This is a genomic window from Trichococcus ilyis (assembly GCF_900109135.1).
GTDB lineage: Bacteria > Bacillota > Bacilli > Lactobacillales > Aerococcaceae > Trichococcus > Trichococcus ilyis.
In genome coordinates, this window is the sequence record NZ_FNYT01000019.1 from 1 (window position 1) to 13,684 (window position 13,684).

General features: G+C 50.8%; 10 protein-coding genes. 7 read left to right on the top strand and 3 right to left on the bottom strand.

The features are described from left to right. The coding region (locus tag BMX58_RS14855; RefSeq protein WP_207501392.1) for a hypothetical protein at window positions 1-233 on the top strand (233 nt) is incomplete at its 5' end. A 112-nt stretch (window positions 234-345) separates the two neighbouring features. On the opposite strand, the gene BMX58_RS09480 is transcribed toward BMX58_RS14855, so the two are convergent. Continuing rightward, complete coding sequence (locus BMX58_RS09480; RefSeq protein WP_068620950.1) at window positions 346-2,487, bottom strand: LTA synthase family protein; 2,142 nt, start codon at window positions 2,485-2,487, stop codon at window positions 346-348. Window positions 2,488-2,748: 261 nt separating this feature from the next. Here BMX58_RS09480 and BMX58_RS09485 point away from each other — a divergent pair, with 261 nt between their 5' ends. Both BMX58_RS09485 and BMX58_RS09490 read left to right on the top strand, forming a co-directional pair. Then, entirely contained in the window at window positions 2,749-3,402 is a 654-nt protein-coding gene (locus tag BMX58_RS09485; protein ID WP_068620952.1) for a VanZ family protein, read from the top strand. Then, on the top strand, window positions 3,399-4,583 hold the full coding sequence (locus BMX58_RS09490; RefSeq protein ID WP_068620954.1) for a class I SAM-dependent rRNA methyltransferase: 1,185 nt from the start codon (window positions 3,399-3,401) through the stop codon (window positions 4,581-4,583). The genes BMX58_RS09485 and BMX58_RS09490 overlap by 4 nt, the downstream gene beginning before the upstream one ends. 61 nt (window positions 4,584-4,644) lie before the next feature. On the opposite strand, the gene BMX58_RS09495 is transcribed toward BMX58_RS09490, so the two are convergent. Next, window positions 4,645-5,913, bottom strand: coding sequence for a BaiN/RdsA family NAD(P)/FAD-dependent oxidoreductase (locus BMX58_RS09495; protein WP_239420507.1), 1,269 nt, complete (start codon window positions 5,911-5,913; stop codon window positions 4,645-4,647). 351 nt (window positions 5,914-6,264) lie between these two features. Here BMX58_RS09495 and BMX58_RS09500 point away from each other — a divergent pair, with 351 nt between their 5' ends. The 3 genes from BMX58_RS09500 (at window position 6,265) to BMX58_RS09510 (ending at window position 11,543) form a co-directional block, all read left to right on the top strand. After that, window positions 6,265-6,792, top strand: coding sequence for a nitroreductase family protein (locus BMX58_RS09500; RefSeq protein ID WP_068620958.1), 528 nt, complete (start codon window positions 6,265-6,267; stop codon window positions 6,790-6,792). Window positions 6,793-7,013: 221 nt separating this feature from the next. After that, window positions 7,014-7,715, top strand: coding sequence for an ABC transporter ATP-binding protein (locus BMX58_RS09505; RefSeq protein WP_068620960.1), 702 nt, complete (start codon window positions 7,014-7,016; stop codon window positions 7,713-7,715). A 12-nt stretch (window positions 7,716-7,727) separates the two neighbouring features. Further along, entirely contained in the window at window positions 7,728-11,543 is a 3,816-nt protein-coding gene (locus BMX58_RS09510) for an ABC transporter permease (RefSeq protein ID WP_068620962.1), read from the top strand. 55 nt (window positions 11,544-11,598) lie between these two features. Here BMX58_RS09510 and BMX58_RS09515 read toward each other — a convergent pair whose 3' ends face one another. Beyond that, window positions 11,599-12,105 (bottom strand): FUSC family protein, encoded by a 507-nt coding sequence (locus BMX58_RS09515; protein ID WP_068620964.1) that lies wholly within the window; start codon window positions 12,103-12,105, stop codon window positions 11,599-11,601. Between the two features lie 405 nt (window positions 12,106-12,510). Here BMX58_RS09515 and BMX58_RS09520 point away from each other — a divergent pair, with 405 nt between their 5' ends. Then, window positions 12,511-13,659 carry an ABC transporter substrate-binding protein gene (locus BMX58_RS09520; RefSeq protein WP_068620966.1) on the top strand — a complete coding sequence of 383 codons (1,149 nt, stop codon included), beginning with the start codon at window positions 12,511-12,513 and terminating at the stop codon, window positions 13,657-13,659. The last annotated feature ends 25 nt before the right edge of the window (window positions 13,660-13,684 follow it).

Sequence of the window (13,684 nt, forward strand, 5' to 3'; positions counted from 1 at the left end):
CATCAAAACCTTTATCCGAAGGATTGAACAATGGCTGCATCGCAGAATCAGACAACTCATTCTTAAACGATGGAAAAGCTCCCGTACGAAAATTGACAGACTATCCAAGCTTGGTCTCGACAAAGATAGCGCAAAGCGCGTCGGATTCTCCAGAAAGAAACACTGGAGGCTCTCCAAAACGCCTGAAGTTCATCGGGCACTTACGACGAAAAGGCTCCACCATTGGGGCTTAATTTCATTAAGTCACCTGGCAGAGTCTGCTTACTCAAGATACTGAACCGCCGTGTACGGAACCGTACGCACGGTGGTGTGAGAGGTCGGAGCCTAAAGGCTCCTCCTACTCGATTATTCTTCTGTTTCTGGCTGTCCTGCTGCAGCTTCCGCGGCAGCGGCTTTGTTGGCCGGGAACTCTGGAGCATCCGTCCGATACAACGGAACGCTGGACACGCCATTGTTTGTGTAGTACAAGGAAGTGTTCAATTCGCCTAATTCTGCGATGTCCTCTTCCAGTTCGGCTGGAGAATCCACGAAACTGTGGAGGCTCTTGTCGACTGGGACGAATCCATCCGGCGTATAGAAGCGAAGCAAGTCGCCATTGATGATCTGATCCGAAATCGCCAGCTGTATTTCAGCTTCAGCCCGGATTTCGGCGACTTTTTGGATCACTTCTTCGGTCTGATAAGCAAGTGTGCCCGTTTGGGTGTGGTAGACATTGTTTCCTAAAATGGTGTATTCGCTTGTCACGATGCTGCCGTTACGGAAAGCCACGATTCCTTCATGTTCCGCTGACAACAGATCCTGCCCAAGTTGGACATAGGATGAGGTGTCGACACCCAAGAGGTGCATCACGGTAGGCAAGATATCGATCTGTCCGCCGTAAACGTCACTGATTTGGCCGGTGCCGGAACCCGGGTTGTGGATGATGAACGGAATCCGTTGCATCATGGCATCATCATAGGCACTCCATAAATCAGGATTCGCTCCGATCAGTGGAGCCAAGGTTTCGTTGCGTGAGCTGGAAATACCGAAGTGGTCGCCGTACAAAATGAAAATCGTGTTGTCGTAAAGCCCTGCGTCCTTCATGTATTGGAAGAATTCAGCCAAGGCTTGATCGGCATAATGGACGGTATTGAAATACCCGTCAATCGTTTCATCGCCGGTATCCAGAGCGAACGTGCTGTTCATCTCGTCTTCAGGGAACGGAAAGTGGTTCGAAACGGTTATGAACTTCGCATAGAAAGGCTGCGGCAATTGTTCTAGATATTGGGCCGATTCCTGGAAGAACAGCTTGTCCTTCAATCCGTACTCGACCGAATTTTCATCCGTCAGTGTATAACTGCTGTCAGCATCAAAGAAATAGTCGTAGCCGAAAGATTTGTAGACATTATCGCGATCCCAGAAAGAACCGACATTGCCGTGAAAAACAGCTGATGTATAGCCAAAAGTGTTGCTCAGTATGGCCGGGGCCGATTGGAACGTATTGTCGGCACCAATCTGGGTGAACGCGGATCCTTGCGGCAAGCCGAACAGGGAGTTGTCCAGCATCAATTCGGCATCACTTGTTTTTCCTTGCCCGGTCTGGTGGAAAATGTTGCTGTAGCTGTAGGAATCGTTGCTGTGGTACAGACTGTTCAGGAAAGGCGTCACTTCTGTCGTTGCGCCCGTTTCATCGGTAAGCGACAAGTCGATCAGGAATTGCTGCATACTTTCCAGATGGATGTATACGACGTTTTTGCCTTCCGCTTGTCCAAAAGTGGTTTCGTTCGGTTCAGCATAATGTTCAGCCAAGTAATCCAGGACGGTAGCCATATCCGAGCTGTCCGCGCTTGCGCGGACTTGGTTGGCTTGGGCAGTCTTGATGCCGTCATAAAGCGTGAAGACGTTGATGCCCAAGTATTTCACGATATAGTTGCGGTCGAAGGTTCTTGTCAGCAACTGAGGACGGCTGATTTCAGCAAGCCCCAGATTGGCGGCGAAAAGCGCAATCGAGGCGGCAACCGTCGCAAAGGCCCATCTTTTCTTGAAGATGCGTTCGTCGCGGTTCTTGCTGACGAATTTCTTGTAGACATAGACGAGGACGAAAGAATCGATCCAATAAAACAAGTCGATCGGCTGCATCATGGCGATGACGCCCGAGCCCAGGTTCTTGGTCGCATTGGCGGAGCCGAAAATGGTTTTGATCGTCAAAAAGTCCGTAAATTCACGGTAATAGACGATATTGGAGAACAAAAGAGTCGAATTCAGCAGGTATAGAGCAAGCAGGCTTCTGTAGCCCTTTTTGGGATTCTTGACGAAAAGCGAAATCCCCAGAATCAATAAGGTTGTGGCAATCGGATTGATGAAGAGGATCAGCTGTTGGAACCAGCCGTCCACGCCTAATGAGAAGGCTGTATGGTAAGCGAAATAGGTCTTCAGCCAAAAAAGGACGACGGCGAAGAGAAAGAATCCGAAACGTGTCTGCAGCAGTTTGGTCAGTTGTTGTTTCAAAAAAGAAACCTCCTATGATATCTTTGGAACACATGTAAAGTTCATGTGAATGTTTTAAGTTAGTGTGTCTTGTTTGTGAATTTTATGTAAAAAGAGCTAGTGTCATTATATTCTGAATGGTTTTGATAGTCAATCGAAGCACCGTAAAGATTTTCCTAAGTTTTTGTCAAGAACGGTTGCTTTTTTACGGATTTTTCGAGAAAATAGGTCTTTCAATGTATCTGGTCAAAGGAACGAAAGTGACAAAGGTGAGCATAGATTATGATATTTTTACAAGGGCTGTATGAGCGGGTGGCTGCTTCGTTGGAATCATCCATCAATCATTTTCCGCTTATACATTTAGTTTTCAAAAGCGTCGACAAGACGATTCTGTATTATTTGATTTGGCTGGTGCTGAGGGCGGCGTATCTGTTGCACAGACACCGTAAGACTGGCAAGAAAATCCCTTTATATAAGGAAGGCTTGCTCCATGCCCTCTTCGTTTATATCGTGCTGTTGCTGCAATTGACGGTTTTCCGCAATGAGGAGACTTTTTGGACAGTCGAGTACCACAAAATCGATTGGTCGGCCATCCACTGGTTGCCGTTTGTGGATACGATCAAACTCTTCTACGGGGATTCAGGTTTTTCGGCCTGGTACAACTCATGGGGGAATGTCGTCTGGTTTATGCCGTTAGGCTATATGGGCCCGTATCTGTTCGGGAAAAAATGCAGTTTCCGCAAAGTGGCAGCAGCCGGCTTTCTATTTTCCGGCATGATCGAGTTCCTCCAGCTGATTTTTCAGACCGGCGTGACGCATATCGACGATGTCTTCTTCAATACGCTGGGTGCCGTGATCGGCTACGGCATCTGGGTGTCATCAAAAAATTACAGAAGTGCAAAACGGATAATTGACTATAAAGGAAGAAAAATATGAAAAAGAAAACAATCACGCAACTAAGCGCAAAAAAAATCAAGGCAGGGAATCCTTTGCTGCAGCCGGAAGATTTTCCGAATGAGCTCAGTTTTGAGGAGGGCGAAATCGTCGAGCTGGTCGACTCCCGCCAAGCGTTCGTCGCCAAAGCCTATTTGGCCAAACAGAACAAAGGCGTAGGCTGGGTATTTTCGTTGAACAATGCGGATAATTTCAATGCGGCGTTCTTCAGACAGCAGTTCGAAAAAGCGAAACATGCCCGCTCAAATCTTCAGGCCGATCCGGAAACGACGGCTTATCGCCTATTCAATGCGGAAGGCGACGGCATCCCCGGTGTCACGATCGATCATTACGCTGGCTTTGCCGTGTTCTCTTGGTACAGTGAAGGTATTTTCCGTTACCAAACCGCCATCACCGCAGCCTTTCAGGCGATTTTTCCGGAAGTGAAAGGCATCTATGAAAAATTCCGTTACCAACGGAACGACGGCCTGATCAGCCGCTTCGTCAGTGGCGAAGCGGCCCCGGCGCCTCTGATCGTGAAGGAGAACGGCATCAACTATGCGACCTATCTGGACGACGGCTTGATGACGGGGATTTTCCTCGATCAGCGCGATGTTCGCGGCGCACTGACGGAGCGTTATGCGGCAGGCAAGCGGGTGCTGAATACCTTCAGCTACACCGGCGCCTTCTCGGTTGCGGCAGCCATGGGCGGGGCAATCGAAACAACGAGTGTCGATGTTGCGAACCGCTCATTGGAACGGACCAAAGAACAATTTGCCGTCAATGACTTGGATAACGAGAATCAGAAAATCTATGTCATGGATGTGTTCGATTTCATCCGCTACGCGATCCGCAAAGAATTGCAGTATGATGTGACCATCATCGATCCGCCGAGCTTTGCCCGCACCAAAAAGCGGACTTTCTCGGTCACGAAAGACTATACGCAATTGCTGGAGGAGCTGATCCAGATCACTGCACCGGGCGGTACGCTGATCGTCTCTTCAAACGCAGCCAACTACAAGGAAAAGAATTTCAAGCAGGACATCGCCCAAGCCTTCAAAAACAGCCGATGCGATTACCGTATCCTGGAAACCTTCCATCTGCCGAGCGATTTCGCGGTTCCGGCCGGCAGCAATACGAGCGATTACCTGAAAGTCTTCATCATCAGGAAACTAGCCAAATAAAAACAAGGAACGGAGCTGCCTCAAAATGAGGTGGCTCCGTTCCCTGTTTTTAGGAGTGCTGCTATTCTTGGATGTCCGCAGCGGCATGGTGCCCGGCAGCGTGCCCGGTCACAAAGGCCCCAGTGATGTTGTAGCCGCCCGTGTAGCCGTTGTAGTCGATCAGCTCACCGCAGAAATAAAGACCGCGCGTCAGTTTGCTTTCCATCGTCTTCGGATTGATTTCCTTCGTGGAGACGCCCCCGCCGGTGACGAAAGCTTTATCCAACGGATGCGTGCCGTTCACTTCGAAGGAGAAGTTTTTGCAGAAATCGGCGAAAGCCTTGATTTCTTTCGGCGTCAATTCCTTAAGGGCCTTTTGCGGATCGATGGCTGCCTGGCTGCAACCGAAAAGCAGATAGCGCTCCGGCATCAGATCTTTCCAGCCGTTTTTGACGCTCTTTTCCGCTTGATCCTTGACGAGCTTCTGCAGACGCTGCTCGACGGCGCCCAATGAAAGTTCCGGCAGGACATCCAGGGACATCGTGACGGTTTCGGATTTGTCGCGCTTCATCGTCTGATGGACAAACATTGAACAGCGCAAAGCGGCAGGTCCGGACACGCCGAAGTGCGTGAAGATCATGTCCATCTGGTGGGATACCACCGTTTTGCCTTTTTTGTTTTTGATGCTGAGGGCGACATTGCGCAAGGATAGTCCTTTCAGTTCGCTCGAGCGGATGAAGTCCGCATCGGACGTGATCGGTGCTTCGGTCGGGTACAGTTCCGTGATGGTATGTCCCGCAGCTTTGGCGAATTTATAGCCGTCGCCTTTGGATCCGGTGCGCGGCAAGGCTTTCCCGCCGGTCGCCAGGATAATCCGATCCGCCGGGAGGATTTCGCCATCTTCCAACTGAACACCGGCCACTTGCCCGTTTTCGATCAGGATGCGTGCCACTTTGATGTTGGTCCGGATCTGGACCTGCAGCCGTTTCAATTCCTCAATGAAGGTCTCAAGGATAGTCCTGGATTTGTCCGTGACAGGGAACATCCGGCCGTGATCCTCTTCTTTCAGGGCGACCCCGCGTTCGATAAAGAAGGTCATGATGTCGTATTGATTGAACTGGGTAAAACTGCTGTGCAGGAATTTTCCGTTCCCGGGAATGTGCCGGATGATTTCCTCTTCGGGACGGTTGTTGGTGACGTTGCAGCGCCCTCCGCCCGTCAAAAGCAATTTTTTCCCGAGACTGGGATTTTGTTCGAGGAGCGTCACTTCAGCCCCTGCTTCGGCTGCGGTGCAAGCCGCCATCAGGCCGCTTGAGCCTCCGCCGACAATGATGATGCGTGTTTTCATAATGATTTATTTTCTCCGTTCTTTTGCTGCACTTACTTTATCACAGATATGTCCATCTGCAAACGGCTTTCTTTCCAAAATGGTCACGAAAAAAATTGTTTTCCTTCATTAAATATTCAAAAATCATGGCTATACTGTATCCATACCCAAAGATAATCTTTTCTTTTTCCTCTTCTGCACCCGCAGAAGAACTCCTCCCTCCTGGACGGAAACGGGACCTGGATTGCTGAACAGCTAAGCAGCAATCCTGCAGAATGAATTTTGCTGCAGCTCCCGATTTCCGTTCATTTTTTTTGCCTCAGAGGGTATAATAGCCGTAGAGCACAGTTATTTTTGAGAAGTGAGGGAAATGAAATGGATTTTACGAAAGTGATGCACACAAGACAAACAACACGCAGCTTCCAGACGTTCAAGCTATCGCAAGGACAAGTGGAAATGATGCTGCAGGCCGGACAGAATGCGCCGATCAGCCGCGGCCGCTTTGAGGATTACCATATCACGGTCATAAAAAATTCGGAAATATTGGCAGCGATTACATCAGCGGCCAAGCAAGTGACGGGAGACAGCGACAAAGACCCATTGTACGGAGCGCCTGCCTTTTTCGTAGTTTCCGTCAAGGAACCGACTAACCCCGGCAACATCGCAAGCGCAGCAGCAATCATCGAAAATATGCACCTGCAGGCAACCGCAGAACTGTTGGGCAGCTGCGTTGTGATGGGCCTTATCAGGAACGGCACGTTGGCTGCAGAAGGGATCCGCGAAAAAATACAGATTCCGGAAGGCTTCACACCTGTGGCCGGACTGTTGGCGGGTTACCCGCACGGCTATCTGCATGAACGGCCGCGCACATTGGGAAAAATCGCCAGCAACATCGTGGATTAGAACGGTCCAGGCACTGAAAAACGACCTCAGGAGAAACATTCAGGTTTCCCGGGTCGTTTTTTGCATACCGTTCAGCGGCGGGCATGCTACACCATTCAGGAACCGGTTGCATATCCGCTCCCGTTTGTATACGATAGGAGTATCACGATAGGTAAATATAGTGCGGATAATTTTTCGCGAAGCTTCAAAATAAAATCGACCAAGAAATGAAGGGATGCATAATGGCTTACATTTCCTTAAAGAATGTCAGCAAATTCTACCAGATGGGCGAAACGCGGATCACAGCCAACGACAAGATCAGTTTCGACATCAATGAAGGGGAATTTGTCGTGATACTTGGGCCCAGTGGAGCCGGAAAATCCACAGTTCTGAATATTCTCGGCGGGATGGATGATGCCGACGAAGGCCACATCAGCATCGATGGGGTGGACATTTCCCAGTTCACTTCAAAAGCTTTGACGACCTACAGAAGGCGGGATGTCGGGTTCGTCTTCCAATTCTACAACCTGGTGCCTAACCTGACCGCGAAGGAGAATGTGGAGCTGGCCTCGCAGATCTCTCCGCATGCCCGCGATGCTGCCGAGGTTATGCGCGAAGTGGGACTGGGCGAACGCATGGACAATTTCCCGGCGCAGCTCTCCGGAGGCGAACAGCAGCGCGTGGCCATCGCCCGCGCCTTGGCGAAGCAGCCCAAGCTGTTGCTTTGCGATGAGCCGACCGGTGCGTTGGATTACGAAACGGGCAAACAAGTGCTCAAGTTGCTGCAGGACACGTGCCTCGATACCGGAACAACCGTCATCGTCATCACCCACAACCAAGCCATCGCAGCTATGGCGAACCGGATCATCGAGATCAACAATGCCAAAGTAAGAGCGATCCATGAGAATCCGCATCCGAAACCCGTATCAGAAATTGAATGGTAGGAGGGGGAGACGATGAAGAAGAAGGCGCTTTGGAAAGATATCTGGATAGAGATAGGCAAAAGTAAGGCGCGCTTTCTCGCGTTGTTGGCCATCATCACCTTGGGTGTGGCCTTTTTTGCCGGCATCAAAGCGGCGGGCCCGGACATGCTGGATACCGCCAACCGATATTATGAGGAAAAAAATCTGTATGATCTGAAAGTTTTGTCCACTTACGGATTGGAAGAAGCGGACATCGCCATTCTGGCGGAAACCGCCGATACGGCTGTCCATCCGATGCGGACGGTGGATATCGAAATGGAGGGCAGCGACTTCCTCGTGAAAGTCTTCCCGCTGCAGACGGGTGCCAATCCGGTCAATGCCTATGCGGTCGTCGAAGGCCGGCTGCCGCAGGAAAGCGGCGAAATCGCGCTGGATGCGAAACAAAATCTGATGGATACCTATCAGATCGGGGATAAGATCACCTTCCGCCATGAGTCCGCTGAAGGTCTCAGCGAGGAGGAAAAAGGAAACCGGATTGCCTTGAAAGAGCAGGAATATACCGTCGTCGGCTTTGTCGATTCGCCGATGTACATCGAAACGATGATGCGCGGCTCCACGAACGTCGGCAAAGGCAGCCTGGATGCTTTCGTAGTCGTGGCCGATGAGGATATACTCGGCAGCATCTACACGGAGGCTTACCTGACGATCGACCCAAAAGCGGCGGAAACGGGCTACACCGACAGCTATGATGAGCAGGTGGACAGCCTGGCCGACCAGGTGGAGCTCGCTTTGAACGGGAGGCCGATGGAGCGCATCAACGAAATCCGTGCTGAAGGCCAGCAGAAGATCAAAGACGCGGAGGATGACCTGCAGGAAGGGAAAGACAAACTGGCGGAAGCCGAACAGGAACTGCAGGATGCCCGCCAACAACTGGATGAGGGCATAGCAGACTATGAAGAAAATCGCCGATTGTTCCTGGAGGAGATCGCAGCGGCCGAGAACAGCTTAGCCGCTAGTCAAGCCGAAATCGATGCGGGCATGGCCGACTATCGCACAGGTCTGGCGACCTATCTTGAAAACAAAGCACTCTACGACGAGGCGAAAGCGGCCTGGGAGTCGCAAAAAGCCTCCTTGCAAGAGCAGAACGGTTCGGACGCTTCTTTGGAAATGTTGTTGGCGAGCCTGCCCGATACACCGGAAGGCAACGAAATCGCTGATTTGGCCCAAGCATTGCAGGATGGTCAAGCCGAAATTGAAGCGACACAAGCAGCACTGGAAGCCAAAGGAGTGGAACTGCAGGAACGGGCAACCGCCTTGGCGGCAAAAGGCGAAAAGTTGCTGGCTGAGCAGACGAGCCTGGAGAGCGACGGAGTGGCTTACCAGAATGAATTGGCCAGCTTCACAGCTGACTTGACAGCTTTCGCAACAGAAAATGCAGTCAAACAAGCGGATTTCGCCGCAAGGCAAGCAGCCATCGATGCCGAAAGAGCAGCTTTGGCAGGTTTGGATCAGGAGGCGGACCCGAGTGTGGCGGAACGCTTGGCGACATTGGAGGCTCAACAGACAGCTTTGGATGCGGAAGAAGCCAATCTGGCGCAGGCTGAAGCGGATATGGCGATTCGCCAAAGTGAACTGGAACAAGAGGGTGCTTCCTTAGCGAGCCGTCAAGAAAGCTTAGCGGCCGCAGCCGCCGCTTTTCAGACCGAACGGGCAGCTGAAGAGGCTGCGCTATCGGAAGAACAGCGCCTCTTGGAGGAAGCCGGCGCAGCATTGGCTGCCAAAGGGGAAGAATTGCTGGAACAGCAACAAGTGCTGGAAGAGAAGCTGACGGCATTCATGGCAAATGCCGAAGCCCAAATCGCAGCCGCGGACGCTCAGTTCGCCGAACAAGGGACAGCGCTGGAGAACGGCAGATTGGAATTGGCAGCGGCGTTGGCCCTACTGGAAGATGGCCAGGCGCAGATCGAGAATGGCCGGGCCCAATTGGCAAGCCAACGCGCGAGCGGTGAAGAGGCTTTGGCTGAAGCTTGGCAGGAAATCCAACAGGGTGAGGCAGACTATCAGGAGGGTTTGGCCACTTTTGCAGCCGAGCGAGCCGATGCAGAAATCGAGATAGCCGATGGAGAACGGCAGGTCGAGGAAGCGAAGCAAGCCTTGGCCGATCTGGTCGGACCGGTCTACTATGTGACCGATCGATCCAGTAATCCTGGGTATCAGGAATACCGCGACAATGCCGACCGCATCTCTGCCATCGCAGAGATTTTCCCGGTGTTTTTCTTCCTGATTGCGGCTTTGGTGAGCTTCACGACGATGGCCCGGATGGTGGATGAACAGCGCCAACAGATGGGGACGCTGAAAGGACTCGGTTACAGCGATTTCGACATCGCCAAAAAATATTTGATCTATGCAGCGATCGCCTGCATCGTGGGGACATCCCTCGGTCTTGTGGCCGGATACAACATCTTTCCGGCGGTCATCTTTGATGCGTATGGCTCCATGTACAGGCTGCCTTCCGTAAAGATCACCTATTACCTGTCCTATGCACTGATTTCCGTAGCCATCGCGCTGCTCTGCACCATCGGGCCTGCAGCATGGGCAGCCCATACGTCACTCCGGGAAAATCCGGCAGCGATGATGCGGCCGAAAGCGCCGAAGAACGGCAAACGGGTCCTCTTGGAACGCGTGACGTTCATTTGGGATCGCCTGAGCTTCAACTCGAAGATCACGGTCCGCAACTTGCTGCGCTACAAAGCGCGCAACCTGATGACGATATTGGGGGTGGCCGGCTGCACCGCTTTGATCTTGACCGGGTACGGCATCAAAAATTCCATATCGGGATTGGCGGACACGCAATTCAATGATGTGATGCGCTACAACGCAATCACAGCGCTCCGTCCGGAAGCGAGCGAGGAAGAGATCACCGCTTATGATGAGCTGATTGCGGAGACTCCTGAGATTACCGACCACCTCAAAGTTGTTCAGGAGAGCTACAAACTCGATAAAAAAGGGGTGAACCTTCAGAATGTCACTATTTTTGCTCCGCTGGAAACCGATAATCTTTCCGATTTCGTCAGCCTGCGTGACCGCAAAACGCAAGAACCAATCGCACTGACGGATGAGGGAGCCGTCATCTCGGAAAAATTGGCGAACTTGGCAGGCGTAGGACCAGGGGACAGCATCGAAATCCGCAATGATGAAATGCAGACCTATCAGGTGCCGATCGAGGCCGTTACCGAGAACTACGTCAATCATTACATTTACCTGACGCCGACCCTCTATGAAGAAATTTTCATCCAAAGCGCGGAACCGACAACAGACCTCTTGTTGTTTGATGAACCGGAAAGCTGGGAACGGGGCTTCGGATCCGAAGCGATGCGGGAAAAGGCTGTCGCCTTGGTGACGTTCATCAACTCCGTCGACCGCAGTTTCGCGGAAACGCTTGGAAGTCTGGACATCGTTACCTTGGTGTTGATCGTGTCGGCAGCGGCATTGGCTTTCGTGGTCCTGTACAGTCTGACGAATATCAATGTATCGGAACGGATCAGGGAACTTTCGACCATCAAAGTTTTGGGTTTCTATGATATGGAAGTGAGCCTGTACATCTACCGGGAGTCCTTGATTTTGACTTTGTTGGGCATCCTGTTCGGATTTGTGTTAGGGAAAATATTGAGTACAGTCGTGCTCAAAATGGTGGAAATCGACTTCATGATGTTCCCGCCGACGATCATGCCGATCAGTTACCTGTATTCAGGCCTGTTGTCGCTGCTTTTCTCGAGCATTGTCATGCTGATCATGCACCGCAAGCTGAAACAAGTGGACATGATCGAGGCACTGAAATCAGTGGAATAACAAAAGATGCAGGAAAGAGGTCGGGATTTTGTCCCGGTCTCTTTCCTGCAGATGCTCAGTTTTCGGAGGGTGTCTGGTCAGTTCCCGGCAACAGGTGGTTGACTCCGATGGCGATGGAAGTGCCGATTACGGTATCCAGGACCCGTTGAACGGCATAGGCGACTTTTTCGGTATCTTCTATATTATAGAAAACAACAAGGAAAGTCGCCGTGGCCCCGACGATAGCCGTTGACAGGTCCAAGATGTTGCAGACCGTGATCAGGATAATGATGGCGATGATCGTGCCGAATAAGTCCACGGAAAAATCCAGCCCCAGCAAATCCTTGACTGCGATCAAGGTGACTCCCAGGATGCCTGCCACAGTGTTGCCTCCGACACGGCGGATTCCATGATGGAAGGATTGCTTGCAATCTTCACGCAGCGCAAAGACTGCCGCCAATCCGGCCAGCATAGGAGAACCTCGGTCCAACAGCTTGAACAGCAGGACGCACAAGCCGACAGCGATGCCGGATTTGGTCGTACGCATGCCTACGCGGAACTTCTCCTTATCCAAATGCAACATAGTAAGTACTGCACTTCCTCTCGAAATGAAATAATATCTCAATCATAAGCATTTTTGGATTTTTATCAAGTCATTTTCGAATTATTGTGCAAATAATCCACCCGCATTTGCCGATTTGTCCAACGTGTATTACTGGAAAATGAGAGAAAAGGAACGGCCATTTTTGGACGAAAAATGGCGATGATCTGACAGGGTGTTTTCCCATAAATGTTGCAACGGCAGCCTTTTTTGGTAGGGTAAAAAAAGAACATTCGCTTTTTGCCAAAAAAGGGCAAAATTGGGTTGCTTAAATTGTCAGAATATTCTATACTAATGACATTAAATTTTAAGGAGAAGGATGAGGGACTTTTCTTTGAATTTGCAACAAATCATTAATATATAGTGAGATGGGGAGGAATATTTTAGATGAAAAAGAAAATATTGATGGGCTTGGCATCTGTATTCTTGCTTGGCGCATGCGGCAATGGTGCGACAACCGAAGAGAGCGATACAATCAAATTGGGTGGTAACTTCGAATTATCAGGCGGTGCCAGTGCATACGGCACACTGATGGATGAAGGGATCAAAATGGCTGTTGCGGAACAGAATGCTGCAGATGGCTTATTGGGCAAAGAGATTGAATATATATCTTACGATAACAAATCCGAGCCTTCAGAATCCACGTCGGTTGCGACGCGTTTGGCTACCGAAGATGGCGTCGTAGCGATCATGGGACCTGCTACAACAGGTGCGGCAAACGCACAATCACCGGCAGTCACAAGAGCGAAAGTACCGGCGATCCTTCCGGCTGCTACCGGCGATGCCGTAACGATGGATGGCGATTCTGTCTTGGAATACGTATTCCGCGTATGTTTCCAGGATTCTTTCCAAGGTAAAGCATTAGCTGAATTCGCCCAAACAGACTTGCAAGCCACAAAAGCAGTCATCTTGGTGGACAACTCGACTGACTACGCAATCGGCTTGGCTGATGCGTTCAAAGAAACTTTTAAAGGCGAAATCGTAGCCGAAGAAAACTTCACAGCCGGCGATACAGATTTCAAAGCGATCCTGACGAACATTGCGCAAATGGACTACGATGTCATCTTCTTGCCTGGCTACTATGAAGAAGGCGGACTGATCATCAAGCAAGCCCGCGAAATGGGCATCGCGCAACCGATCCTTGGACCGGATGGCTTCGCTAACTCAACATTGGTTGAATTGGCCGGTGCCGACAATGTCGATAACGTATTCTACGCGAGCCACTTCACTCCGAACAGTGAAGACCCTAAAGTACAAGAATTCTTGGCTGCTTTTGAAGCTGAGTACGGCAAACCTGCAGATTCGTTCGCAGCTTTGGCTTACGATGCTGCGCAATTGGTATTCGATGCAATCACGACTGCTGACAGCACAGATCCTCAAGCAATCACGGATGCTTTAGCGGCAACTGAAGATTTTGAAGGCGTGACGGGTACATTCTCATTCGATGAGAATCACAACCCTATCAAATCCGCTTTCGTTATTGAATTACAAGATGGTGTAGAGGTCGGCAACTCTGTTGTGGAACCAGCTAAATAATAGGCTGCTTTCAACAGTGCGGCTT

Excerpts from the sequence above, each read along its gene's own strand:
- BMX58_RS09490 (WP_068620954.1), top strand. The coding sequence starts at position 3,399 with ATGAAAAAGAAAACAATCACGCAACTAAGCGCAAAAAAAATCAAGGCA.
- BMX58_RS09485 (WP_068620952.1), top strand. The coding sequence starts at position 2,749 with ATGATATTTTTACAAGGGCTGTATGAGCGGGTGGCTGCTTCGTTGGAA.
- BMX58_RS09510 (WP_068620962.1), top strand. The coding sequence starts at position 7,728 with ATGAAGAAGAAGGCGCTTTGGAAAGATATCTGGATAGAGATAGGCAAA.
- BMX58_RS09500 (WP_068620958.1), top strand. The coding sequence starts at position 6,265 with ATGGATTTTACGAAAGTGATGCACACAAGACAAACAACACGCAGCTTC.
- BMX58_RS09520 (WP_068620966.1), top strand. The coding sequence starts at position 12,511 with ATGAAAAAGAAAATATTGATGGGCTTGGCATCTGTATTCTTGCTTGGC.
- BMX58_RS09505 (WP_068620960.1), top strand. The coding sequence starts at position 7,014 with ATGGCTTACATTTCCTTAAAGAATGTCAGCAAATTCTACCAGATGGGC.
- BMX58_RS09515 (WP_068620964.1), bottom strand. The coding sequence starts at position 12,105 with ATGTTGCATTTGGATAAGGAGAAGTTCCGCGTAGGCATGCGTACGACC.